The organism is Dorea acetigenes (assembly GCF_025567385.1).
GTDB lineage: Bacteria > Bacillota > Clostridia > Lachnospirales > Lachnospiraceae > Claveliimonas > Claveliimonas acetigenes.
This window is the reverse complement of sequence record NZ_JAOQJU010000024.1, coordinates 22,903-49,020: the sequence shown is the minus strand read 5'-3', so window position 1 is coordinate 49,020 and position 26,118 is coordinate 22,903. Positions and strand designations below refer to the sequence as shown.

At 42.2% G+C, this 26,118-nt stretch carries 25 protein-coding genes and 1 pseudogene; all 26 read left to right on the top strand.

Annotation, left to right across the window (positions count from 1 at the left end):
• Positions 1 to 109 precede the first annotated feature (109 nt).
• The 26 genes and pseudogenes from OCV99_RS14355 to OCV99_RS14235 all read left to right on the top strand — a co-directional run bounded on the left by OCV99_RS14355 (position 110) and on the right by OCV99_RS14235 (position 26,109).
• A complete protein-coding gene (locus OCV99_RS14355) occupies positions 110 to 784 on the top strand; it encodes a DUF998 domain-containing protein (protein ID WP_158371462.1) in 675 nt (224 codons plus the stop codon).
• A pseudogene (rhuM, locus tag OCV99_RS14350) lies at positions 742 to 1,188 on the top strand (RhuM family protein); the annotation flags it as partial. The gene OCV99_RS14355 and the pseudogene rhuM, both read left to right, overlap by 43 nt.
• 345 nt (positions 1,189 to 1,533) lie before the next feature.
• A complete protein-coding gene (locus OCV99_RS14345) occupies positions 1,534 to 1,728 on the top strand; it encodes a MerR family transcriptional regulator (RefSeq protein ID WP_158371460.1) in 195 nt (64 codons plus the stop codon).
• A 14-nt stretch (positions 1,729 to 1,742) separates the two neighbouring features.
• Complete coding sequence (locus OCV99_RS14340; protein ID WP_262575787.1) at positions 1,743 to 2,408, top strand: GNAT family N-acetyltransferase; 666 nt, start codon at positions 1,743 to 1,745, stop codon at positions 2,406 to 2,408.
• On the top strand, positions 2,374 to 2,769 hold the full coding sequence (locus OCV99_RS14335; RefSeq protein ID WP_158371458.1) for an SRPBCC family protein: 396 nt from the start codon (positions 2,374 to 2,376) through the stop codon (positions 2,767 to 2,769). The genes OCV99_RS14340 and OCV99_RS14335 overlap by 35 nt, the downstream gene beginning before the upstream one ends.
• Before the next feature lie 299 nt (positions 2,770 to 3,068).
• Positions 3,069 to 3,800 (top strand): MerR family transcriptional regulator, encoded by a 732-nt coding sequence (locus OCV99_RS14330; protein WP_158371456.1) that lies wholly within the window; start codon positions 3,069 to 3,071, stop codon positions 3,798 to 3,800.
• Between the two features lie 249 nt (positions 3,801 to 4,049).
• A complete protein-coding gene (locus OCV99_RS14325) occupies positions 4,050 to 5,078 on the top strand; it encodes a LacI family DNA-binding transcriptional regulator (protein ID WP_158371455.1) in 1,029 nt (342 codons plus the stop codon).
• A gap of 203 nt (positions 5,079 to 5,281) precedes the next feature.
• Positions 5,282 to 6,271: a PTS sugar transporter subunit IIAB gene (locus OCV99_RS14320; RefSeq protein ID WP_158371453.1), complete on the top strand. Its 990-nt coding sequence runs from the start codon at positions 5,282 to 5,284 to the stop codon at positions 6,269 to 6,271.
• Positions 6,272 to 6,310: 39 nt separating this feature from the next.
• Positions 6,311 to 7,129: a PTS mannose/fructose/sorbose/N-acetylgalactosamine transporter subunit IIC gene (locus tag OCV99_RS14315; RefSeq protein WP_158371451.1), complete on the top strand. Its 819-nt coding sequence runs from the start codon at positions 6,311 to 6,313 to the stop codon at positions 7,127 to 7,129.
• A complete protein-coding gene (locus OCV99_RS14310) occupies positions 7,126 to 7,956 on the top strand; it encodes a PTS system mannose/fructose/sorbose family transporter subunit IID (RefSeq protein ID WP_158371449.1) in 831 nt (276 codons plus the stop codon). The genes OCV99_RS14315 and OCV99_RS14310 overlap by 4 nt, the downstream gene beginning before the upstream one ends.
• A gap of 71 nt (positions 7,957 to 8,027) precedes the next feature.
• A complete protein-coding gene (locus OCV99_RS14305; protein WP_158371447.1) occupies positions 8,028 to 9,710 on the top strand; it encodes a glycoside hydrolase family 13 protein in 1,683 nt (560 codons plus the stop codon).
• A 37-nt stretch (positions 9,711 to 9,747) separates the two neighbouring features.
• Complete coding sequence (locus OCV99_RS14300) at positions 9,748 to 10,350, top strand: DUF1349 domain-containing protein (protein ID WP_158371446.1); 603 nt, start codon at positions 9,748 to 9,750, stop codon at positions 10,348 to 10,350.
• A gap of 187 nt (positions 10,351 to 10,537) precedes the next feature.
• The gene (locus tag OCV99_RS14295; protein WP_158371444.1) at positions 10,538 to 11,425 is read left to right on the top strand and encodes a helix-turn-helix transcriptional regulator; all 888 of its coding nucleotides are present in this window, start codon (positions 10,538 to 10,540) and stop codon (positions 11,423 to 11,425) included.
• Between the two features lie 4 nt (positions 11,426 to 11,429).
• Positions 11,430 to 12,254: a CPBP family intramembrane glutamic endopeptidase gene (locus tag OCV99_RS14290; RefSeq protein WP_158371442.1), complete on the top strand. Its 825-nt coding sequence runs from the start codon at positions 11,430 to 11,432 to the stop codon at positions 12,252 to 12,254.
• Positions 12,255 to 12,338: 84 nt separating this feature from the next.
• Positions 12,339 to 12,500 carry a hypothetical protein gene (locus tag OCV99_RS14285; RefSeq protein ID WP_262575780.1) on the top strand — a complete coding sequence of 54 codons (162 nt, stop codon included), beginning with the start codon at positions 12,339 to 12,341 and terminating at the stop codon, positions 12,498 to 12,500.
• Between the two features lie 373 nt (positions 12,501 to 12,873).
• Positions 12,874 to 13,065, top strand: a complete 192-nt coding sequence (locus OCV99_RS18400) for a cysteine-rich KTR domain-containing protein (protein WP_416810596.1) — start codon at positions 12,874 to 12,876, stop codon at positions 13,063 to 13,065.
• The gene (locus OCV99_RS14280) at positions 13,043 to 14,251 is read left to right on the top strand and encodes a PD-(D/E)XK nuclease family protein (RefSeq protein ID WP_158371437.1); all 1,209 of its coding nucleotides are present in this window, start codon (positions 13,043 to 13,045) and stop codon (positions 14,249 to 14,251) included. The genes OCV99_RS18400 and OCV99_RS14280 overlap by 23 nt, the downstream gene beginning before the upstream one ends.
• A 322-nt stretch (positions 14,252 to 14,573) precedes the next feature.
• On the top strand, positions 14,574 to 14,873 hold the full coding sequence (locus OCV99_RS14275; protein WP_158371436.1) for a helix-hairpin-helix domain-containing protein: 300 nt from the start codon (positions 14,574 to 14,576) through the stop codon (positions 14,871 to 14,873).
• The gene (locus OCV99_RS14270; protein ID WP_158371434.1) at positions 14,870 to 15,307 is read left to right on the top strand and encodes a GNAT family N-acetyltransferase; all 438 of its coding nucleotides are present in this window, start codon (positions 14,870 to 14,872) and stop codon (positions 15,305 to 15,307) included. Before OCV99_RS14275 ends, OCV99_RS14270 begins: the two co-directional genes overlap by 4 nt.
• A 363-nt stretch (positions 15,308 to 15,670) precedes the next feature.
• Positions 15,671 to 15,976, top strand: coding sequence for a DUF6110 family protein (locus OCV99_RS14265; RefSeq protein WP_158371432.1), 306 nt, complete (start codon positions 15,671 to 15,673; stop codon positions 15,974 to 15,976).
• Positions 15,977 to 18,061 (top strand): heavy metal translocating P-type ATPase, encoded by a 2,085-nt coding sequence (locus tag OCV99_RS14260; protein WP_158371431.1) that lies wholly within the window; start codon positions 15,977 to 15,979, stop codon positions 18,059 to 18,061.
• Between the two features lie 114 nt (positions 18,062 to 18,175).
• A complete protein-coding gene (locus OCV99_RS14255; RefSeq protein ID WP_262575776.1) occupies positions 18,176 to 18,778 on the top strand; it encodes a TetR/AcrR family transcriptional regulator in 603 nt (200 codons plus the stop codon).
• Positions 18,779 to 18,845: 67 nt separating this feature from the next.
• The gene (locus OCV99_RS14250; RefSeq protein WP_158371429.1) at positions 18,846 to 20,618 is read left to right on the top strand and encodes an ABC transporter ATP-binding protein; all 1,773 of its coding nucleotides are present in this window, start codon (positions 18,846 to 18,848) and stop codon (positions 20,616 to 20,618) included.
• Positions 20,611 to 22,344, top strand: a complete 1,734-nt coding sequence (locus tag OCV99_RS14245; RefSeq protein ID WP_158371427.1) for an ABC transporter ATP-binding protein — start codon at positions 20,611 to 20,613, stop codon at positions 22,342 to 22,344. The genes OCV99_RS14250 and OCV99_RS14245 overlap by 8 nt, the downstream gene beginning before the upstream one ends.
• A gap of 132 nt (positions 22,345 to 22,476) precedes the next feature.
• Positions 22,477 to 24,501 (top strand): rhodanese-like domain-containing protein, encoded by a 2,025-nt coding sequence (locus OCV99_RS14240; protein ID WP_158371426.1) that lies wholly within the window; start codon positions 22,477 to 22,479, stop codon positions 24,499 to 24,501.
• 381 nt (positions 24,502 to 24,882) lie between these two features.
• Positions 24,883 to 26,109, top strand: coding sequence for a 5-bromo-4-chloroindolyl phosphate hydrolysis family protein (locus OCV99_RS14235; protein ID WP_158371424.1), 1,227 nt, complete (start codon positions 24,883 to 24,885; stop codon positions 26,107 to 26,109).
• Positions 26,110 to 26,118 lie beyond the last annotated feature (9 nt).

The window sequence follows — 26,118 nt, the reverse complement described above, 5'->3', positions numbered from 1 at the left end:
CATTGCTTTTTTATTTGCAAAAGTGATGAATGCCTTGAAAATATAAGGTTTTAAAGAAAAATAGGACTGTAAAACTTTACAGTACCCAATCAATTTGGAGGAATGGATAATGAAAAAAACATTGATTAACTGGTTAGGACTTTTAGGTGTTATATCGTTACTGTCCTATACCGCAGCAGTAATTTTTTCTCCTGTTGCATATCCCGGCTATGACTGGATAGCACAGGCGGTTAGTGATTTAAGTGCTAATAATGCTCCGTCTAAAATGCTATGGGAACAATTATCGTCTTTATACGGAGTGTGCGGGATTGTTTCAATTATGATGGTCTGCGTATTTGTTCAGGGGAAACTGAATAAGACGATCCGTATAGGTATTTATCTTTTTACTGTGATGAATTGGATATCGAATGTAGGCTATGCCATGTTCCCGTTATCAGATAGCGGCAATGCAGGGGCTTTTCAAGATATTATGCACATTTATGTGGTCACAGTACTTGTTGTTCTTTTTTCGATAATTTCTCTTGTTGTTATTATGATTGGCGGATATCGGGATAAAAATTATCGTTCCATAGCAATATGGGCGACTATAGCATTACTTTTCATGTTTGCAGGAGCAATCGGTACAAATATAGTTCCGAGAGATTTTTTCGGTATTCCAGAGCGTTTCAGTGTGTTTGCTGCTACGGGATTTAATGCTGTATTGGGAATTTACCTGTTTCGTGGTTTTGAAGGGAGTAGTGAAAGATGCATTATGCAGTTCACGGACATACGGCAGCAGAATTGATTTATGAACGAGCTGATGCCGACAAGCCACACATGGGACTGACCACTTGGGCGGCAGCACCGGAAGGTAAGATTGTAAAAAGTGATGTGAGTGTTGCGAAGAATTATCTTTCAGAAAAGGAAATGCGTTCATTAGAGCGTATCGTTTCGGCATATCTGGATCTGGCAGAGGACCGTGCAGAGCGACATATTCCGATGATGATGGAGGACTGGGCAAAGCGTCTGAATCTATTCCTGATGGCAGATGACAGAGAGGTACTTCAGGATGCAGGTAAGATCACAGCAGAAATTGCCAAGCTTCATGCTGAGACTGAATTTGAAAAATATCGTGTTATTCAGGACAGAGTGTTTATGTCTGACTTTGATAAGTATATGCTGGAATTGGAAGAAAATGCAAAGAAGTAATAAGATTGCTTTTCTCTTTCAATGCCGGATTTTCAGGCATAATAAGTTCGAGTGCATGGAAGTCAGACCATCAGTTAGGTCTAAAAATAGCCGTTGACCTGTTTTTGTAGGAAGAACGGACAAGGTTGAGGCCGTGATATGGATAGCGGAATGTATCAATGTTTTTTGGCTACAGAATTTGTAGGTATGTTTCCGCAAACAAACGTAGATATTTTGGTACATACCATATTAGTCTGGACAGGTTCCCGATGGCTGACATCAATTTGGATCTATTGATCTATGTGGAGACGGTCACTCTTCTTGTGTCTGGTAAAATGGCCTTATTTTTTTGAAAAGCGGTTTGTTATGACCATTGGTGAGTTTTCTGTGATAACTGGAATTAGCGCATATACACTGCGCTATTGCGAGAAGAAAAGCCTGTTTTGTGTAAGTAGGGACAGCATTGGAAGACGGGATTACAGTGAAGACGACACGATGGCAGAGCGGATGGAACTGCTGATACAGCACAGAAAGTCTGTGGTGGGAGAGACGAGGAAGTGAGGAGGAGATATATTTTGAAGGATTTTGTAAAATCGGATTTATTGGAGTCTGATATAGAATTAAAATTGGCAGATTGTCCGGAACAGGTATCTGCTATTGTAAGGGAAACAATACAAAAAGTGTATCCTCACTATTATCCGTCAGGTGCAGTGCAGTTCTTTCTTGATCTGCACAGTGAAGCAAGGATTAAAGAAGTGATGTCCTACGAAGAAATCTATCTTGCGATGGTACAAGAAAACATCATAGGAACCGGGAGCATCCGGAAGAATGAGATTTGTAGATTGTTTATTTTACCGGAATATCAGGGAAAAGGATATGGAAGCAGATTGATGGATTTACTGGAAGCACGGATTTTTGAAAATTATCCAAAGGTTCATATAGACGCTTCTTTCCCGGCGGAAAGTATGTATCTGAGACGAGGGTATCAGATTATTTCGTATGAAAAAATGGAAACAGAAAACGGAGATTTCCTCTGCTATCATACGATGGAAAAAGAGCAGGCAAATGAAGTGCTGGCGAAAGGTGAGATCAGCCAGAGCCAGTATGATGCGCTCCAGAGGGATTTAGATGAAATAATAGATGACTTAGGAGAGTATGTTCGCTATAATGAAAGAGATAAATTGAAATTTGAAGGGAAGTGTAAAAATGGCAATTTCAAATATAAAAGAAATTATCAGTAGTGATATTCACAAAGTTTGGGAAGCTGTTTTAGCTGTTGATAAATATAGTACATGGCGAAGTGATTTAAGTAAAACAGAAATCATAAATGAAAAGCAGTTTATTGAGTATGCAAAAAATGAATATGCCACTACATTTACCGTTACAGTTGTAAAGCCATATAAACGCTGGGAGTTTGATATGGAAAATAGCAACATGAAAGGTCATTGGGTAGGTATTTTTACTTCCAAAGGAAATGATACTGAAATAGATTTTACAGAAAATGTAACACCTAAAAAGTGGTTTATGAAACCATTTGTAAAATTTTACTTAAAGAAACAGCAGACGCAATTTGTTTTGGATTTAAAGAAGGCATTAGAGTAATAAATTTCAGCTTTTAGAACTGAATTCCAATGAATTGTTGTTTGATAAAAATAATAATGTTGCGTATAAAGCATTGCAGGAACTACAAAAAGAAAGTGAAAAAACGAACTCCGTTTATATTTATATGGACAGGTTAGGCGATATGCTTGACAGCGATAATTCTTATATTCGTACAAGGGGCTTGTGGACGGTGTCTTTTATATTGAAAAAATTTTAGAAAAAGATTTCTAAAAGTTATTGACTCTAACATTACGTCATAGTTTATGCTAAAATTACCACAAGGAAAGAGGTGATTTACAATGATGACAGTACATGAAGTCAGTAAAATATCGGGAGTAAGTATACGTGCTCTCCATCACTACGATTATATCGGTCTTCTGCCGGCCACAGAAGTAACCGAAGCAGGTTATCGCCTATATGATGAAGTGGCGTTGGAACGCCTGCAGCATATTTTGCTTTTCAAGGAATTGGAGTTTTCATTGAAAGATATTAAGGAGATTCTGGATAGTCCTGATTTTGACCAAAGTAAAGCATTGGAACAGCAGATTCATTTGTTGGAACTTCGGAAAGAGCATTTACAGAATCTGATTGACCTCGCACGTGGAATTAAAATGATAGGAGTGAAACAGATGAGTTTTGAGGTATTTGATACAAAGAAAATTGATGAGTATGCTGCTCAGGCAAAAGCATCATGGGGTAAGACAGATGCATACAAAGAATTTGAGAAGAAATCAAAAGGACGAAGTAAAGAAATACAGCAGAAATTAAATGTGGAAATGATGAATATCTTCGCGGAGTTTGGGAAAATAAGAGATAAAACACCAGACAGTAAGGAAGCTATTGCATTGGCAAAGAAATTGCAGGATTATATTACAGAAAATTATTACACTTGTACAGATGAGATTCTTCAAGGGTTGGGTGAAATGTATGCTGGAGGCGGAGATTTTACCACCAATATAGATAAGGTTGGCGGAAAAGGTACAGCAGTTTTTGCATGTGAGGCAATTAAATCTATGATTGCTTCAAAATAGTATGAAATTTATTTTATGTTAGCATCAGTCATTCGGTTGGCCGGTGCTTTTTTATTGGAGAGGTGTTGCTTTTGTACCCAGTTAGTGAAGCGTTCCTGTCGGCGATGCAGGAGAACACGAGAAGGTATTACTGGACGGGGAAGATGCATTGGTGGTGTATAGTGCTGTCATTTGAGTTACTTGACATGAAAGAGCAGGAGGTGTTATCGTGAATAGAGAAAAAATTCCGGAAAAGAGCAGGAGAGAAAAATGGTTACGATAAAAGAAATCGCGGAACTGGCAGGTGTGAGCACTACGACTGTCTCCAACGTAATCCACGGAAAAACAAAAAAAGTTTCTCCGGGGACGATACAGAAGATTGATAAACTGATTAAGGAACTGGGATATGTCCAGAAGATGGGGCTTCGGGTCCTGAGCAAAGAAAATTCCCAGCTCATTGCGGTGGTCATCAACAGTCACCGGGAATTCAAGGATTCCATTCTCGGTGATCCATTTTACGGACAGATTTTGGGATTTATTGAAAAATATGCGCGGGAATTAGGGTATTATGTAATGTTTTATTCCGCAAAAGATATGGATCAGATTTTTCAGATGGTCATGGGGTGGAATATCGACGGTGTAATCGCGGTTTCCTTCAGCAAGAGAAACTGCGAGAAAATATATCAACTTACAAAAAAGCCGATCGTGTCCATCGATGCATATGGAGAGTTGGAAGATCAGCAGGATAAACAGGTATTGAATATCGGTCTGGACGATGAGAGCGGCGGCTATAAGATGATGAAATATCTGTTGGGGTGCGGGTATCGGCATATCAAAGTCTGTGCAGCAAGGGACAGTGGTGTGGATCATCTGCGTTTTGTGGGGGCACAAAACGCGGTGCGGGAATTACAGGAAGAGAAGGGGAAATTACAGTTTGTTCCCCTTGGAATGGACTGGACGAAGCGGAAGGAAAATTATGCATGGCTGATGCAGCGCAGACAATCGGAGACGGCGCTGTTCTTTCTGGCAGATATGTATGCGCTGGAGGCGATTAGCTTTTTTTGCGATCATGGACTTCGAATCCCGGAGGATATGGGAATTGCAGGTTACGATGATATCAGTTTTTCAAGAATCGCGACACCGCGCCTGACAACAATACATCAGGATGTGGAAAAGAAGGCACAGCTTTCTGTGCAGCTCCTGATGAAAAAGATACAGGGCGAGGAGCTTGCGGGAGAGGGGGATGTGAAACTTCCGGTGACATTGGTTGTGCGGAAATCCACAAAAAATCAGAATTAATAAGAAACAAGGAGCAGGATACTTTGAAAAAAGTGTTGCCTGTTCTTTTTTTGTGCAGAATATATAAAAATGTATAAAAATATTTGTTGAAAAATATGGTTATCTACATAACCTATTTACAGGATAATAATTAGATGATATATTCAAATTACAGTAAGTTATGTACATAACATAAAGAAAAACCAAGCAGGAGGAGCGAGCTTATGAAGCAGATATTAATCGCTACACACGGAAAAATGGCATCCGGAATCCGGTATACGGCTGAGCTGATCGTGGGCAGGTCAGAAGAAATCACTACGATAGATGCCTATGTAAATCCGGAAGATGATATAGAAGCGCAGTTTAAGGAATATTTCGCAGATCATGAAAAAGACAGGATTTTTGTTTTTACCGATCTGATGGGCGGCAGTGTCAATCAGAAGCTGATGAAGTATGCCGAATCTGAAAATGTCACACTGATCACAGGAACTAATCTGGCTGTTTTGATGCAGGTCATGATGTCGGATGAGGATGTGACGGATGTGGAAATCGAAGAATTTATCGATGAGGCGAGACAGGAGCTGCAGTGGGTACATCTGGAAACGGAGAAGAAGACAGTTATTGCAGAAGGGAAAATACCTGCCTCGGAAGCGGAAACAGGAGCAGAGCAGAAAGAAGAAAAAGAACAGTTTCAAAATTCCAGTGCAAAAATTGCAGCGCTTCGAATCGATGACCGTCTGATCCATGGTCAGGTTGCAATGACATGGACGAAACACCTGAAAGTCAACGGAATCATTGTAGCAAATGATGACGCGGCAAATGATAATACACAAAAAATGGCTTTGAAAATGGCTGTTCCATCAGGAATCAAAGTTCTGATCAAACCGGTGGATGAGGTGATCCGTGTCCTGAATTATCCGAAAGCTTCCCAAATGCGGCTTCTGGTATTGACAAGAACGGTGAAGGATGCGCTGCGGATTCGCCGGCAGGTTGGAAAAATTGAATTTCTGAATTTGGGAAACACAGGGCGGTTTGACGGAATCGATATTTCAGAAAAAACAGTTCTTACATCTACGATCATGCTGACCGCAGAGGAAAAAGAATGTTTAAGGGAACTGGCAGGGTTGGATCCGGGTGTTTGTATGCAGCAGGTTCCAAACGATGAAAAGAAATTTGTAAAAGATATTTTGGATAAATTGGAAACAGAGTGTTAAGCGTTGGAAAGAAATTAGAAAAACAGGAGGAAAAATTATATGTTACAGGCGTTTTTGGTTGCACTGGCAGTCTTTGTCTGTGTAGGCGGAGCGGAACTCGCCGGGTTTACAATGTTAAACAGGCCGATCGTCATCGGCCCTTTGGTTGGATTATTTTTAGGTGATCTTCATACAGGAATTATAGTGGGTGCATCCCTGGAAGCGGTTTTCATGGGTGTTGTTAATATAGGCGGAGCCTCAGCGGCAGAGCCGGGGATTGCCACTGCGGTGGGAGCGGCATTCGCAATTATGTTGGGGAAGGAACCAGAAGTTGCCCTGACACTGGCGCTCCCCATCGGAATTTTAGGACTTCAGATTAAAAATGTTTTATATATTTTTATTGTCGGTATGTTTGCCAAACATTTTGATCAGCTCGCTGCGGAGGGAAAAGAACGAAAGATCGTTCTGCTGCATTATGGATTGTGGGCGGTCAACTGGGCTCTGTATTCGGTGGTGGCCTTCCTTGGCGTCCTTCTGGGATCTGATGCAGTCAGCGCATTGCTGGATGCGATCCCGCAGGTGATCATGAATGGTCTGAGCGTGTGCGGCGGGCTGCTCCCGGCGGTCGGTATGGCAATGCTGATGAAGATGCTCTGGGATCAGAAAATATGTATGTTTTACTTCCTTGGATTTGTATTGGCGGCATATCTGAATCTGCCGCTGATCGCTTTGGCCGTTCTGGGCGTTATCCTTGCAGTCACAATGGGAATGAACGATTACCGGATGAGCCAGCTTGCAGCACAGCGGGTCGCTGCAGTTTTGGATGGGAAGGATGATGTTTTCCAATTAGATGAAGAAGAGGAGGAATTTTTTGCATGAGTAATTTAACAAAATCAATCCCGGCTGACGAGAGAAAAATGTTGAGAAAAGTATTTTGGCGTTCCTTTACCTTATATGCGGCGGTCAGCCCGGCAAAACAGGGTGCATCTGGCTTTTGTTATTCCCTGATGCCTTTTATCAATAAATTTTACAAAGAGGATGAAGAAGGGAAGAAGGCAGCGCTGACCAGAAGCATGTCATATTTTAACACAACAATTCCGCTTTCTACCTTTATCATGGGGCTGGCGGCATCCATGGAGAAGGAAAACAGTGAGAGAAAAGATTTTGATACAAATTCAATCAATGCGGTGAAATCAAGCCTTATGGGGCCTCTGGCAGGAATTGGCGATTCGATCTTCTGGGGCGTGCTTCGAGTGATTGCAGCAGGAATCGCGGTCGGACTTGGTTCCGCAGGAAATGTGCTGGCACCGATCATATTTTTAGTCCTGTTCAATGTGCCGTCTCTCCTGATTAAATATTATGGTACATTTCTGGGATATAAGCTGGGTTCGGAGTACATACAGAAGATTTACGCCAGCGGTCTGATAAATATTTTGACCAAAGCGGCGAGCACCGTGGGACTGATTATGGTAGGCGGAATGACTGCCAGCATGGTGACCTTCCAGTCCACCTTTGAGTGGAAGATGAGCGGTAAGTCCATCCTGAATCTACAGTCCATGTTGGATCAGATATTTGTCGGCATTGTGCCGCTGGGACTGACATTATTGTGTTACTACCTGCTGAAAAAGAAAAATATCAGTATCACAGTGCTGATCATTGGAGTTATCGTTTTGAGTATTTTGTTATCATTGCTTGGTATTGCGTAGTGATTTGCGGTTATGAACATGCGGCAAAAGGAATACGAAGGAACACTTTGTATATTTGGAGGAATTAGAAAATGAAAAAAACAGATTGGTGGAAAAATGCAGTCGTATATCAGATTTATCCGAGAAGCTTTAAGGATTCAAACGGAGACGGCTTCGGAGACCTGCGTGGTGTGATCGAAAAACTGGATTATCTCAGGGAACTGGGGATCGATGTGATCTGGCTCAGTCCGGTGTTTGATTCTCCCCAGGATGATAATGGTTACGATATCAGCGACTATCGGAAAATATATGCCGGGTTTGGTTCAAATGAGGACATGGAGGAATTGATCCAAAAGGCACATGACAGAGAAATCAAGATCGTGCTGGATCTGGTTGTCAACCATACCTCGAACGAACATGCATGGTTTGTGGAGAGTCAAAAATCAAGGGATGGTCAATACAGCGATTATTATATCTGGAAAGATCCGAAGCCGGACGGAAGTGAGCCGAATAACTGGGGTTCCTGTTTCTGCGGGAGCGCATGGGAGTTTTGCGAGGAGAGAGGGCAGTACTACTTGCATTTCTACAGCAAAAAACAACCGGATCTGAACTGGGAAAATCCGAAAGTGCGCCAGGAAATCTATGATCTGATGAAATTCTGGATGGAAAAAGGCGCGGACGGCTGGCGTATGGATGTGATCGCATCCATTTCCAAAAACCAGAATTTTCCGGATTATCTGGAGCGGGAAGGGCAGAAATATTATACCGGAAAATATCACAGCAACGGTCCGCGTCTGCATGAATTTTTGCATGAGATGAATCAGGAAGTGCTTTCAAAGTATGATTGTATGACGGTAGGAGAGGCGCCCGGTTCCACACCGGAGACAGCCCGCCTGTTTACAGATCCGAAACGGGAAGAGTTGAATATGATCTTTACGTTTGAACATATGAACATTGACCGGGTGCCGGGTTCTGTAAACCGCAAGTGGGCGTTGAAGCCCTTTGATCTGCGGGAATTGAAAAAAGTGATGTCATCCTGGCAGAATCAGTTGTATAATAAAGGATGGAATGCGTTGTATTTTGAAAATCACGATCAGCCCAGAGTAATCTCGCGCTGGGGCAACGACCAGGAGTACCGGGAAGCCTGTGCAAAGGCATTTGCCACGGTGCTGCACGGAATGCAGGGAACGCCTTATATTTACCAGGGAGAGGAGATCGGCATGACGAATGTTGCTTTTGATCTGGAAGAATATGAGGACATCGAAGTGAGAAATGCTTATCAGGAGCTTGTCGTAAAGAACAAGACCATTTCTGAGGAGGACTTCTTAAAGGCTGTGTGGAACAAGAGCCGGGACAACGGAAGAACGCCGATGCAGTGGGATGACAGTGAAAATGCAGGATTTACCACCGGAAAACCGTGGTTTAAAGTCAGCGAACGATATCCGGAGATTAATGTAGAGAAGGCTCTGGAGGATCGGAATTCCATATTTTATTATTACAAAAAACTGATCGGACTAAGGCATACGGAGTCCCTTTTGACAGATGGGGATTACCAACTAATCATGGAAGAGGATGCACAGATTTTTGCATATCTGAGGACGACGGATCAGGAGAGCTGGCTTGTGGCGGCAAATTTGTCAGAGCAGCATCGGAGTACAGAAGAATTGAGAAAATTTGCCGGGAATGTGAAGGAGATTAAAATCTGCAATTATGAGAGAAGTTCGCTGGAAGAGGATATGCGTCCTTATGAAGCGTTTATGATGCGGATTCGGTAGGAAAAGAAAAACAAAAGAACAGAAAGCGGGGGGCAAATTGGATTTGAAGAAATTTAAGTGGATCAGGGAGCCGGAAACATACAGCATAGGTGATGATAAAATAACAATCACAACAAAACCTCATACGGATCTGTGGCAGAGAACATACTATCATTTCCAGAATGACAATGCGCCAGTGCTCCAGATGGAGACAGAAGAGAAGTATTTCAGTTTTGTTGTCCGAACAGAATTTGAGGAGAGCCATCACAGATTTGACCAGTGCGGTATCGTTATGTATCTGGATAGCGAAAACTGGCTGAAGGCTTCTGTGGAATATAAAAATGACGTATTTCAGTATCTTGGAAGCGTAGTGACCAACCATGGTTATTCGGACTGGGCTACAACTGAAATTGATGCTTCCGTGAAATCGGTTTGGTATCGCTTCAGCAGAAGAGAGGATGATTATTGTATCGAATGTTCCATGGATGGGGAAACTTTTCATCAAATACGGATCTGTCATATGCAAGAGGGAAACGGGAAAATCCGGTTTGGTATTTACGCTTGCTCCCCGGAGGAATCCTCTTTTCAGGCAGTTTTCACAAACATGCAGGTAACAGACTGTCGGTGGAAAGCCCATGACGGCCAGCAGCCGGATTGTTAAGATATCGATGAATTGTTGTTGACAAAAATGGAGAAAATCATTCGACCATTGTTTGGAGAGAAAAATAATGATAAATAAGAAAATGCCACGCAAAGTAGCAGAAAAAGTTGATATGTAATCTCTGCTTGCTTGTAGTGCAAAATACACTTTCCTATACTGGGCATACCAAAATAAGGAGGTCACGAACATGACATTTGCAGAAAAATTGAAATCCATCCGCAAGCAGACCGGAATGTCGCAGGAACAGCTGGCAGAGAAGCTTGGTGTATCAAGGCAGGCGGTTACGAAATGGGAAACGGATGCTGGTATCCCCGACATCGAAAACATCATGGCAATCTCCGCACTGTTTGACATTTCCATTGATGAGCTGCTCTCTAATGAAAAAGGAGCGAAAAAGCCAACGGACTATCTTTATGAAAGTATCACGGAGTACGATATTGACGAGCCGAAACGCTATGACATGAAGTTTGGCGGAGCAAAGCAATTCCTGTTATCGGGATACGAGGGCGAGAAAATCCGTATCCGTATGGCATCCAATAGCCTCTCCACGCTCCAGAAGGATTTCAAGGTCAGGATTGACGACATCCGAAAAAGGATTGATGTGGATGTAAACCGCAAAAACGGCGTATCCGAAGCGACGGCAAAGGAAGCGGTCAGTATCTTCGTTCAAATTCCCTCTCCCTATATCGGGAAAATTGAATGTGCCGTCAATGGGGAAACCGTAAAAATCTGTTCTTTGGAGTGTGACAGTATTGAACTTGATATAAAGACTCCGAGCGTCATTTTGGAAGATGTTGTTGGTACGGTAGAGATAAACTGCAATCTTGACATGGATGTAGTCTGCCATTCTTTAAAGGGAGAAATTGCAATCAATCAAGTGTCGGCAACCTCAAAAATCCATGTTCCCAGGGACGCTGTTTTTACTGCTGTTACAAAGGGGATTGGAACAAGTATCTCTTATGAAAAATATGGGCGGCAAGCCGAACGATTTGATACGCCTGATGCGGAGAATATGATCGAATTGAACGGTATTAAGAGCGAGCTTGTCATCTGCACGGACAGGGAAAGGAGCTAATGGGATGAAACCAAATTATCTGAAGAAATATATCATAAGCTCCTATATCCTTGTCTGGGCGCTCATTATTTTTGTGGCAGGCTCGGCAAGTCTTGTCTTTCATGCACCGCCTGTCATCATGTGGATTGTACGAAATCTTATCGCATGGTCGCCAACCTATCTGCTTCTTATTGGGTGGCGGCATTTCAGACCTGATGAAACAAGAATGGTCTTTGTGAAGCGGTGCTTTTCTGGGAAAGCAGAGTTGCTTCCGATTCTGTTCTCTTTTGCCCTTACTTTTGGTATCAGCGTGTTGTCGCTGTTCCTCTATTCCATTATGACGGGAAAGCCCATGCTGTCCTACATCAATCTGGGAACCACAGCGTTGCCGCTCAGCATTTTTCTTTCCCTGACTTCGGGACCGACAGGGGAAGAATTGGGATGGCGTGGTTTTATGCGTGAGGAATTTAATAAAAAGTATGGCTTTTTGAAATCCTCTGTCTGTCAGGGATTGGTATGGTGCTTCTGGCATACTTTGCTTTGGGTAGTGGATTCAGAGTTTACCGATTGGAGGGCAATCCCCTATGTTATTTCTAACATAGTTGTGATTACATCCATTACCGTACTGATGAATATTTTCCTGGAATGGCATAATAACCTGCTTTATTCGGTATTGCTGCACTTTGGTTTTAATATTCTTTATGTATTTCTGGATGCAGATATAGGGTTCTTTATAATCTTGACCGTTTTGTATCTGGTCATTACGCCGACTGCCGTACTTGTAAGGAATAAGACTGCCGAAAGGTTTTTGGAAAATAATGATAGCGAAGAAAGAAAAATAAAAGAATGAACAATAATCATTTTGATATTTGCCGGTGTAGGAGTAGCTTTAGCATCAATCGGGGCGACTCTTATAGCAGCAGATGTGTTAAATATGGAAAACCAGTTTCTCCATTTCTTGTCGGTCACGGCTGAAATGAGCAAGGCGCAGATGATAGGAATTTTGACCGTTGCTGCGGTTTCGGTATTGTTTGGTGGTATCCTTACAGCATTTGCCTACCGTTATTTTACGGCAGAACTGAAAGAAGGTACATAGACAAAATGGAAAAAGCAATATCTGAATGGGTATACTGCCCTGTTTGTAAAAGTAAAGCCTGAAATAGAATTAAATGTGCTACTATTTTGCAAAGTGAAAAGTGAGTAAGTGAGAGATAAAATTTGTTGTAAAAACTAACGAATGATAGTAGAATAACTATCGTTAAGTATGGGAGGCGTATAGATGAACAGGAAAGAAGAAATTATTCTAATTATGACTGGCGGGTATCGGGATAAAAATTATCGTTCCATAGCAATATAGGCAAACATAGCATTACTTCTCATGTTTGCAGGAGCAATCGGTACAAACATAGTTCCGAGAGATTTTTTCGGTATTCCAGAGCGTTTCAGTGTGTTTGCTGCTACGGGATTTAATGTTGTATTGGGAATTTACCTGTTTCGTGGTTTTGGGGGGATTCGTGAAAGTGAGCAAGATTGAATGGGTACGATGCCCTATCTGCGGAAATAAAACGAGGTTACAGATACGGACAGATATAGAACTGAAACAACAAAGCGACAAATCGGGTTTGTGGAGGTACAAATATGTCAAAAGAAATGAATCCTAGTATAAAAGACATGCTAGATGCATTAGAAAATGATAGTGATTTTAGAACATTGAAACAAAAATATGAGTCACCTAATGAGTTTACTATTATGGGAAATAAGAGAAGAGAGGAATGGCATAGTAGTTTTGTTAGTTGGCTTCTTAACCCTAAACAAAATCATAAATTGGGGAAATTTCCTTTAGAAAAATTTTTAGAATTGGTCGAAAGTAAGAGAGAAAATCTTGAGATTGATAAGGCAGATATTGCTGATATGAATTTTGAAACTGAACATAAAACTAATAATGGTAGAAAAATAGATATTTTTGGAACAAGCTGTTCTTTAGTATTGGTTATAGAAAACAAAATTAAAGCAAGCGAAACATTTACGAATGGTATACCGCAATCAAATGATTATTATAAGTATTGTGAGGAAAAATATAAAGATAGACAAAGATGTTATATTCTTTTAAAAGCATTTTCAAATAGCAGCGTAGCAAATAAGAATTTTATCTCTATTACATATCAGGAATTATTTGATGAAGTAATAAAACCTGCATGTGAAAACTGTCAGAAATTAAAAATAGAAGATACGAAAAGAGTGTTGGAGCAATATGCACTAGATATTTCAAATCCGTTCACCAATAGTATATTAGCGACCACACAAAAAGATATATCTTGTGAAATATACAAAAAACATGCAGAGATAATAGAGAAAATTCGCATTACAATGGGCGAAACTGATAGAGATAATGAGTCTGATATTTACAAGTTTTTTATGAAAAATATAAAGTACATTAATAATATAATATTAAAATCTTTGGGGAAAAATATTATAAAACCAAGATCGGAAGAACTAAAAAAACTAAAAGGAAAAGAGTTATTAAATGCACTATTGGATTATAACTATATAATACCTAATCGGACAGAATTAATATATAAATGTATGTCTGCAACTTGCATTATAATGGTAGATGAAAATCGCAAATTTTATACGGGGTATTGTATGGGAGATTATGATGGTTCACAAGAAGTTGATATATTACAAGATGGATTTGAAAGGTTAAGAGATGCACAACTAGTGGTTGAGAAAGAAGTTGGTTCGCAAAGCTGTAACGGAGGAACATCTGCATATAAGCTAACGCTTCGAAATTCAGGAATCGAAGAAGCGGAAGGGAAGAAAATTGGAGATATTTTAGAGCTACTTTGATGTGGACAAATTCCCATTTGGTGGAGGGAAAATGAATATTATTTTATATTCAGATAAAATTAACGAATATCTAAAGTATGACGATGCTGAATTTTCAGGTATAATAAGGTCGAGTGCATGGAAAACGTGCTATTAGTTAGGTCTAAAAATAGCTGTTGACCTGTTCGCGTGAACGAGCGAGGTTCAGGCTGTGATATGGATAGCGAAATGTATCAATATCTTTTTGCTACAGAATTTGTTGATATGTTTCTATAGGTGGGGTAAGTGGAAAACAGGGATATACTAAAAAATGAAGAGCGAAGGTTGAGAAGGGGGATCTGAGATGATACAGAATGAGGAGAATAAAACCAGTGATTTGAAGAAGATACCTGGCGTGGGAGCAAATATGGAACAGCATCTTAAAAATATTGGAATTCACTGCATTTCAGACTTAAGAGGAAAAGACCCGGAAGAATTGTATCGTTTGGATTGTATGAAAAAGGGATTTCAGGATGACAGATGTGTGTTGTATGTATTTCGCTGTGCAGTATATTTTGCAGAACATGAACAGCATGAACCGGAGAAATTAAAATGGTGGTATTGGAAGGATAAGGACTATCCAGAAAGATGTGAAAATCAATGATTCGATATGTAATGAGTGAAGATATTAGCAACATACTTTCCATGATGGAACAGGTGAAAGAAGCTTTTCCCGGATATCAGGAGATAGAATTTCTAGAAGCACTTTATAAAGCAATAGACTGTAAGACGGCGTTTTTGGAGGAAAGGGAAGGCAGACTGGCAGGAATGCTTACGTTTTCTTATCAGGAAAAGGAGCTTACATTTTTGGCAGTTGTGCCGGAATTCCGAAAACAGGGCGTGGGAAAACGACTAATTAAACAGATGGTAGAATGTTTTGAGGAAGGGGAAACGGTTCATGTGATTACATTCCGGGAAGGAGACCAGATAGGAATGGCTGCCCGTTATTGTTATCATTCGTGCGGCTTTGTGGACGATGAAGAACTGGTAGTATTTGATTATCCATGCCAAAAAATGGTTCTGAAAGTGGGCGGGTAAACGCATAACAAATTTCAAGCCTATCGGCAGTGCCGGACGTATTTACCTGCCTCCCACAGGTTGTCATCGTCTGCTCCAATCAGAATAAGCTTACCCTTGATATTTTCAATCTCAATCTTTTTCCAATACGTTGGATGTTCATAAACAATCTTTTGTTGTTGAGAAAATATCTCGTTAAAAATGGTTTGCTTTGACTAAGCCTTGTAGGCGGGAGTATGATAATATCTAAACTTTAAACAAATGAGGTGATAGTTTGAAGCAGCATAAGTTTTGGGCATGGGCAATGGTGTTCTGTATGGGAATGCTATTTTATACCGGCAAGAAACATAAATAATATTTTTAATGAAAGCAGGAGGAAAAGATATGGATATTTTTAAAGGAAAGAATCTTGGAATATTTGCAGGAGGTCTGTTATTTGGTACGGCTGGCATCAAATTGTTGACCAGCAAGGATGCGAAGAAAGTATATACAAGTTGTACAGCGGCAGTGCTGCGGGCGAAGGACTGTGTTATGAAGACGGCGGAAGCTGTTCAGGAGAATGCAGAGGATATCCTGGCAGAAGCAAAGCAAATCAATGAAGAAAGAGCGGTGGAAGAAGAGGCGGCCGTTCAGGAAGAACTGGATGATTTTGCAGAAGCAGAAAATGGCGGCGAGCCGGAGGAATTATAATTGAAATTTATCATTAAGCATGAGATTCCGGGAAGAATCCGTATTCATATAGTACAGAAGCGTATGACTGCAGAAGAAGCGGATACGCTTCTCTATTATCTGAATACGCTGGAATATGTCACGCAGGCAAAGGTTTATGGACGGACGGCCGATGCCTGCGTTTGCTTTGCCGGAGAAAGAGAGCCTTTGATTCGGGCACTACGAAAGTTCCGGTATACGTCTGTGAAAGTTCCGGATACAGTTTTTGCCGGTTCTGGGAGAAAGTTAAATACTACTTATCAGGAGAAGTTAATCAGCAAGGTTGTACTTCATTATGCCGGGAAATTGTTTCTTCCCTGTCCTGTTCGGGCGGTCTGGACGACAGTAAAATCTATCCGGTATCTGAAAGAAGGGTTAAGATGTCTGATAAAGGGAAAACTGGAAGTGTCTGTATTGGATGCGGCGGCAATCGGAGTATCACTTCTGCGAGGCGATATAAATACGGCAAGTTCAGTAATGTTTCTGCTGGGAATCGGAGAAACAATGGAAGAATGGACTCATAAAAAGTCTGTGGGAGACCTTGCGCGTAGTATGTCTCTGAATGTTTCGAAGGTGTGGCTGAAAAAAGACGGGCAGGAAATTCTTATGGATTCCCGTACGATAAAAGAAGGAGACGAAATTGTTGTACATATGGGAAATGTGATTCCCTTTGATGGAACAGTGACAGAAGGAAATGGAATGGTGAATCAGGCGTCCCTTACGGGAGAGCCGCTTCCGGTTCACAGAGAAAAGGGCGGATATGTCTATGCCGGAAGTGTTTTGGAAGAAGGTGAACTTGTCTTTGCGGTGCAGAAAGCATCCGGAGCTTCCCGTTATGAGAAAATTGTGACTATGATTGAGGAATCTGAGAAGTTAAAATCTTCAGTAGAAAGTAAGGCGGAAAGGCTGGCAGACCGCCTGGTTCCGGTTACACTGGCGGGAACGGCGCTGGTTTGGCTTACCACAAGAAATATAACGAAAACTATAGCTGTTTTGATGGTGGATTTTTCTTGTGCATTGAAGCTTGCTATGCCGATTACGGTGTTATCTGCAATTCGTCAGGCGGGAAATTATGAGGTCACGGTAAAAGGCGGGAAATATCTGGAGGCAGTGGCGGAAGCAGAGACGATCGTATTTGACAAAACGGGAACATTGACGAAAGCAAAACCAACCGTGAAAAAGGTGATTCCGTTCTGCAAAATGGAAGAAAGAGAACTTCTTCGGCTTGCGGCATGTCTGGAAGAGCATTTTCCGCATTCTATGGCAAAAGCGGTGGTAACGGCGGCAAAACGGGAGGGACTTGATCATGAAGAAATGCATTCGAAAGTAGAATATATTGTGGCCCACGGCATATCTTCTCATGTAGGAGAGAAAAGAGTGATTATCGGAAGTGCGCATTTTGTGTTTGAAGATGAACAATGCCGGATTCGTGAAGAATATCGGGAACAATTTGAAAAACTTCCGGAAGAATTTTCTCATCTCTATCTGGCAGTGGACGGTATGCTGGCGGCTGTAATCTGTATTGAGGATCCGCTGCGGCCGGAAAGCGCAGAAGTGATAAGTGCACTGAAAGCTGCAGGATTCCGGAAAATCGTTATGATGACCGGGGACAGTGAACGTACGGCGGCAGCAGTTGCAGCAAGGGTTGGCGTAGACGAATATTACGCAGAAGTTTTGCCGGAAGACAAGGCAAGATTTATTGAACGGGAAAAGGCTGCCGGAAGAAAAGTCCTTATGATTGGTGATGGCGTGAATGATTCGCCTGCTCTTTCGGCGGCTGATGCGGGGATTGCAATTAGCGATGGTGCGGAGCTTGCCCGAGAGATTGCGGACATTACCATTGCTGCAGAAGATTTATACCAGATTGTACGGTTAAAATATCTGAGCGATGCGTTGATGAAACGGATTCAGGCAAACTATCGAAAGATTGTCGGAATTAATACCGCGCTTATTTGCCTTGGAGTGGGCGGTATCATTCAGCCTATAGTTTCAGCAATGCTGCATAACACGTCGACACTGATGATTAGTCTGCAAAGTATGCGGGATTTGCCGTTGCCTGAGATGTAAACCGTTTGATTGCCTATGCATTTCCTTATGTCTGGATATTGACAAAAGAAAATTGTGTGTTATAATAAAAACAGCGTTACGGTAACGGTGTTCCTTAATAAAAGGAGGGATGGATTGAAAAGGCAGTTAGAAGGAATCACAGAGAAAATTCTGTCCGCCGCGGAGACAGAATTTCTTGCTTATGGTTTTATGGATTCCAGCCTGCGTCGAATCTGTGCTGCCAGCGGGGTGAGTACGCATACGGTTTACACACGTTTTGGCGATAAAGCAGGATTGTTTGATGCATTGGTGAAGGAAGCTGCGGATGGACTGATGAAATTGTATCTTGATGCTGTTGATGCACTGGACGGATGCAGCAATTTTCCCGGCGTGGAACATGCGGGGCGCGAAGGTACGGATAAGGTGTTGGAGTATGTTTATCAGCATTTTACGGCATTCCAGTTGATTTTCTGCCATTCAGTGGGGACAGAATATGCGGATTTTCTTAATCGGCTTTCAGAGATTGAGGAAAAAACATATCAGGAGTTGTTTCATCAGCTAAAAGGGAATCTTTCGGAGATGGATGTATTTTTTATTCATGTTTCTTGTGCTGCATCATGGCAGCCGGTGTATGAGGTAGTATCCCACGATATTCCTCTTAAAGAGGCAAAAAGGTTTATGGAACTGCAGATGCAGTACCATTATGCAGGCTGGAAAGCAGTTATGGGACTTCTATAATGAAGTCCTAAAAAAATACCAAGAGGTTAGTTAAATCTAACCTATGAAGAAAGGAAGGTAGAGGTGTTTGAAGGAGAGAAAAAATAACAAAAGTGTAATAAGCTATCTGTTAGAGTGGTTAGGTACAGACCGGCTCCGATTTATATATAGTGTTTTATTTGCCATATTGAACGTGGCATTTAAAGTGATTCCCTATTTTATTATTGGAGATGTTATAAGACGGCTGCTTGCAGGAGAGCGGGAGAAAAATATCTTTCTGGTGCAGATTTTACTGATTGCACTCAGTTTTGTAATTGCAGAGCTGTTTCGTTATCTGTCCACAAGCCTTTCTCACAAGGCAACCTTTGTGATTCTGGCAAATATACGAAAGGCGGCCTGTGATAAACTGGCACGGGTTCCTTTGGGATATGTGAAGGATGTGGGTTCGGGAACTTTTAAGAATATTATCGTAGAACGTATTGACAGTATGGAGACGACGATGGCGCATGTAGTACCGGAGTTTACTTCCGGACTTTTGGCACCGCTTATTATGGTAGTGTATTTCTTTTGTATTGATTGGCGGCTTGCGCTTCTTGAGTTTGTTCCGATGATTGCCGGATTACTTGCTATGGCCGGAATGATGATTGGATATGAAGAAAGTTTTCAGAACAGTATTATAAAAACGAAGGCGCTTAATGATGCGGCAGTGGAGTACATAAATGGCATTGAAGTCATTAAGGCATTTGGTAAGGCAGAAAAATCCTATGATAAATTTGTCAAGGCGGCCAGAGAGGGAGCGGACTGTTTTATTGAGTGGATGCGCCGATGTAATATCTGGCAGGGAATTACGCTGACTGTGACGCCTTATACGCTGCTTACTGTACTCCCCTTTGGTGCGTGGTTTGTGATGAACGGAAGCCTCTCTCACGCAGATTTTGTGATGTGTATCCTTCTGGCGCTGGGTGTGACTGCTCCACTGACTACTATGATGGGATATGTGGATGATATCAGTAAAATGGGAACGATCTTTGGCGAAGTGATTGGAATCCTGGAGCACGAAGAATTGAAGCGGCCTGTGCGCAGTGTGAAAAAACCGGAAGAGTATTCCGTGGAACTTCGCGACGTGACTTTTGGATATCATGAGAAGGAGGTTCTTCACGGCGTCGATATGAAGATGCCGCAGGGAACTGTAAATGCTATTGTAGGACCATCCGGCAGTGGAAAATCGACGATTGCAAAATTGATTGCGTCTATGTGGGATGTGAGCGGTGGAAGTATTTTGATTGGCGGTATAGATATCCGGGAACTGGCCCTTGCGGACTACAATCGTAACATCGCATATGTGTCTCAGGATAATTATCTGTTTGATGACACTGTAATGGAAAATATTCGCATGGGCAGGCAAAGTGCATCGGACGATGAGGTAATTCAAGCGGCAAAGGATAGTGGCTGTTATGAATTTATTATGCGGTTAGAACATGGTTTTTCTACAGTGGTTGGAGGCGCTGGCGGACATCTTTCCGGAGGGGAACGGCAGAGGATTTCTATTGCCCGTGCTATGTTGAAAAATGCGCCGATCGTTATTTTAGATGAGGCTACTGCTTATACGGATCCGGAAAACGAGGCAGTGATTCAGGCTTCTGTGGCGAAACTTGTGCAGGGGAAGACTTTAATCGTTATAGCGCACAGGCTATCTACGATTACAGATGCGGACAATATTTTTGTGATTAAGGATGGCGTTGTCGCAGAGCAGGGCGGACACAGCGAACTGCTTGCGAACAACGGCATTTACAGACAAATGTGGGAGAATCACATTTCTGTCAGAGATTCTGCTCAGGAGGGAGGTGCAGCATATGCTTAACATACTAAAGAAGTTTTTTGATTTTGTGGGAGAAGAGAACAAAAAGAAGTTCCGGATATCCATTGTTTTAAGTGTTTTTCAGGCATTGAGTGCAGCAATGAAAATTCCGGCCATTATGTTAATACTGCAGGCGATAATGGCAAACCGGCTTACAGATACAGTAATTTGGCAGGCATCCGGCATAATGTTGGGCGGACTTCTGGTGGAAAATATTGTAAAATACAAGGCAACCATGCTTCAGACGGAAGGCGGCTACAACGGTGCGGCGTTCAAACGAATCGAGATTGCGGAACATCTCAGGTACCTGCCGATGGGATATTTTAACCAAAACAGTTTGGGAAGTATTACCTCTGTAACGACTAACACAATGGAGCATCTGGCGGATATCGGAACGAGGGCGGTTATGCTTAGTACGTCCGGGCTGATTAATACGAGTGTGATTCTTTTAATGGTATTGCTCTATGACTGGCGGGTTGGTCTGGTGGGAATTCTGGGAACTGTTTTATTTCTAATTTTAAATGCTTATATGCAGAATAGGTCTTCTGCAGAGGCAGCCGATAAGGTGGAGTGCGATCAGGTGCTGGTTTCACAGATTATGGAGTATCTGCAAGGAATTTCCGAGGTGAAATCTTACAATTTGTTCGGGAAGACTACGAAAAAATTAAACGATGCAATTGACTGTTCACGGGCGGCAAATACAGCCGCAGAAGTGACATTTATGCCGCATATTACGGTACAGAATATAATCTGCAAGTTGACCGGGGCGTCCATGATGCTCTGCTCAGTATTGCTGTTTCTGGACGGGAAAATGGAATTGCTGGTTTGCATTGGAATGTCTATTTGTGCTTTTATGGTATTTCATTCCCTGGAATTGGCAGGCGCTTTTTCATCACTGCTGCGAATGATTGATTTCTGTGTGGATAAAGGTCAGGAGATTATGGATATTCCGGGTATGGATATTGACGGGGAGGATATTGTACCGGCACATTATAATATTGAATTGAAAGATGTGGTATTTCATTACGAAAGCCGGAAAATTATTGACGGAATTTCCCTTCGGATTCCGGAAAAAACGACGACAGCTATTGTTGGACCTTCCGGGGGCGGGAAAACAACGCTCTGCAATCTAATTGCCAGGTTTTGGGATGTGGACAGTGGAAGTGTAACATTGGACGGACATGATGTCAGGGAGTACAGTGTAGACAGTTTGATGAAAAATTTTAGTTTTGTGTTTCAGAGTGTTTATTTGTTTTCTGACACGATTGCTAATAATATTCGTTTTGGGAAGGAAGACGCATCTATAGATGAGGTTGTTCTTGCAGCGAAGAAAGCATGCTGTCATGAGTTTATTATGGAACTGCCGCAAGGGTACGATACAGTTATTGGAGAGGGAGGAGCAACGCTATCCGGCGGCGAAAGACAGCGGATTTCTATTGCGAGGGCAATCATGAAGGATGCTCCGATTATTATTCTGGATGAAGCCACAGCAAATGTAGATCCGGAAAATGAAAAAGAATTGATAGGGGCTATTGAGAGCCTGACACGGGAGAAAACGATTATTATGATTGCTCATCGGCTTAAGACTGTACGGAATGCCGATCAGATTGTGGTGGTAAATCATGGAAAGATTGAGCAGCTTGGAACGCATGAAGATCTGATGTGTCAGGAAGGCATTTACCGGAGATTTGTGGATTCCCGGGAACTTGCATCGGGATGGAAGTTATAAATATAATATCGCTCAATAGATATCGGCAGAATCTATGGAAAATAATTCATATAGAAAAAATCAATTGGAGTTATGGAGAGAAATTACCTATAATGGACTAGGAAACTATTTTATTACAAAAGGAGGTTTTTTATGAAAAAGAAACTTATGGTTCTTCTGCTTACGTTTGTGATGGCATTTGGCCTTACTGGGGTTGCACAGGCAGCAGAAGAGACAACCGAAGAGACAACAGAGGAGACGACCGAAGAGGAAACAGAAGAAGCGTTCGTTCTTCCTTATGCAGATGTGTTGGCAGGAGATTGGTTTTACAATTATGTGCAGGATGTCTACAAACTTGGCCTGATGACAGGATATGGTGAGGTGATGGACGATGGACAAACGACTTTTGGACCGGCAGATGATCTTGCAAGAGCACAGTTTGCTGTCATTCTTTACAGAATGGAAGGTGAACCGGAGGTTCAGTATAATGGGAAGTTCCCGGATGTTCCGGATGGAGAATGGTATTCCAAAGCTATTACGTGGGCAAATGAGAACGAAATCGTAACGGGTTATGAGGATACGGGCTTATTTGGCACTGCAGATAATATCAACCGTGAACAGATGGTTACCATGCTGTACCGTTACTCTGAGTACAAGAAATATGGGATAAAAGGCGAGGATATTTCAGGATATCCGGATGCGTCCAGCGTAAATGATTTTGCAAAAGAGGCTATGGAATGGGCGGTTGCTTCTGACATGATTAAGGGAAATGATGGAAAGCTTGACCCACAGGGCAGCGCCGTACGTGCGCAGTGTGCAACAATTATTGACCGATTCGTTGACTACACGATTGTTGCAGCTCCTGGCGATTATGAAGAAGCAACAGAGGATGAAGTAAAAGAAGCTCTTACAGATGACTCTGCGATTGTAATTGATGCAAGATCTAATGATGCATACAGCGGATGGGCATCCGGTAAGAATGCTATGGGCGGACACATTGAAGGAGCAACCGATTTCTCTGTAAATTGGTTGACCTGTACTTACGATGATGCAAGCAATATTGACTGGGTATCACGGAAAGAACATCTGTGGAAGTATGTAGATGACAAAGAGATTACAGAAGATAAGTCTGCTATCATTTACAGTGAAGATGCAAATGACGCTGTTATCGTTGCAAATTACATTGCTCCGCTTGTAAAGGACGTGAAGGTCTTTGATTTGAAAGACTGGACAGGCGAACTGACAAGCTATGCAAATTACAAGCTCTGGATTCCGCCGACAGCTGTAAAAGATCTGATTGATGGAAAAGAAGTTGCAGAAGTTGGTGAAGTAAAAGATCTGAAGATCGTAGAGGTAAGCTGGGGCACAGAAGAAGAATCCGGTTTTGTTGACGGGCATGTTCCGGGTGCAATTCATGTAAACAGCGACGATTTTGATATGGCTGATAATTACTATCTGTTGAGAAGTGATGAGGAATTGCTTGCTCTGGCAAAATCTCAGGGAATTACGACTGAGAGTACAGTTGTTACTGTTGGTGCTCCGATTTTCGCATGCCGTTATGCGGTAATTCTCCAGTATCTTGGAGTAGAGAATGTATATGTAATGAGCGGCGGATACGATAGTTGGACAGATGCCGGATATGAGCTTGAGACAGGGGAAGGTAAGATGACACCGGTAGAGGACTTCGGAGCAGAAGAACCGAAGAACCCTGATTTGATCGATACGGTACTTGAAGCAAAAGAATTGTCAGCAGCAGAAGATTTCCTGTTGGTTGATAATAGAAGAATTGAAGAGTACAAGGGCGAGACTTCCGGATATGATTACTTCCCATACAAGGGAAGAATCCCAGGCGCTGTATTCGGATATGCAGGAATTAATAACTCCAGCTCCATGTACTACTATGATAATCTCGATTATACAATGCGTAACGCAGATGAAATTTTGGCTATGTGGGAAGAAGCGGGCGTTGATACCGACAAACATCTTTCCTTCTTCTGCGGTGGCGGATATCGTGCAGCAGAAGTACTCTGGGATGCAAAGACAATGGGATTTGAAAATACATCTCTTTTTTCAGACGGATGGTGTGGATGGTCTTCTTATGAAGATGAAGAAGGCAACCGTCTTCCAATTATAGATGATTCAAATAATGATTCAAACGATGATTCTAAAGAAGAATAAAAGAATAGTTTCCTTAATTAACAGAAACGGCATAGCCTTTAGGCTATGCCGTTTCTGGTGCTATGAATAGTAATCCGTTCAAAGTTCCACATAATTTGATGCAAATATCCCCAGAACGTGATATAATGAGCGCATAGCGACGAACGCAAATCCATGTGCAAAGGCAGCGGCTGCTTGCAGACAGATGCCTTTGCAAGTGGATTTATGTGAGTGTAACGGACACCGAGGGAACGAAGTGCCCGAGGTGACGTTCGGAGCGTAAGGAAGGCGCATAGAAACGGACACCGAGGGAACGAAGTGCCCGAGGTGACGTTCGGAGCGTAAGGAAGGCGCATAGAAACGGACACCGAGGGAACGAAGGGGCGAAAAGTGGAGGGCAAAATGGCAAATCATGACTGGGAGAAATTCGGGGAAGATATCAAAAAGGTAGTGCAGGATGCAATTGATTCTCAGGATTTTGATAAATTAAATCAGACAATTACCAATACAATTACCAATGCGGCGGATGCTATTGCAAAAAATATGAAAAACACAGGAAATAAGTCCGGCTATCGTCAGGAATACGGCCCGGATTGCAGTCAGGCATACAGTCCTCGGTATCAGGAAAGGAAAGAACAGCAGGTGTATGATACGCGCAAGTCTCGTCCGGGATTGTATCGTGGGACAGGCTATACCAGGGCAGGCGGATTGGCTTTGGCAATAACAGGCATAACCATGGGCGTCGTATTTTTGATTCCTCTTTTGGTTTTTTTGGTTGGCGCCGCGTCTGCCGGAGGATATGCGGCAACGTTTCGCATCCTTTCCGTCGTGTTTTTCTTATTGGCGACGGGCAGCTTTGTAATGGGTGGATGCGGAGTTTCTATGGTTGGCAGAGTGAAAAGATTCCGGGAGTATGTAAGTATTCTTGCAGGCAGAGAATATTGTAATATTAAGGAATTGGCAGAGAAGTCCCACCAGAGTGTGAAAGCCGTGGTAAAGGATTTGAACCGGATGATTGTAAAAAAATGGTTTACGCAGGGATATCTGGACGAACAAAAGACCTGCCTGATAACCAGCCGTGAAATGTATGATCAATATCTTCAAATTCAGATGAATAGAAAAAAGATGGAACAGGAAGAGAACGCGCGCAGGGAAGAAGGAGCGGAGAGAAAGGCACAGATTAACAAATTGCCGCCACAGGTGCAGAAGATTATTGATGCCGGAGATGAATACATTGATAAAATACGTTCTTGTAATGACGCAATTCCCGGCAAAGAGATTTCAGCCAAAATATCCCGCATGGAGTTGCTGGTAGATAAAATTTTTGATCGTGTTGAGCAGAATCCGGAATGTGTAGATGACATCCGCAAATTAATGGATTACTATCTGCCGACCACCATAAAGCTTCTGAATGCCTATGAAGAGCTGGATGCCCAGCCGGTGGACGGCGAGAACATCCGCGCGTCGAAGGCGGAGATTGAAGCGACGCTGGATACTTTGAATGTGGCGTTTGAAAAGCTTTTGGATAGTCTGTTTCAGGATACGGCATGGGATGTGTCTTCGGATATATCTGTGTTAAATACAATGCTTGCCCAGGAAGGGCTTACGGAAGACGGAATGAGAAGATAGAGGATGGAG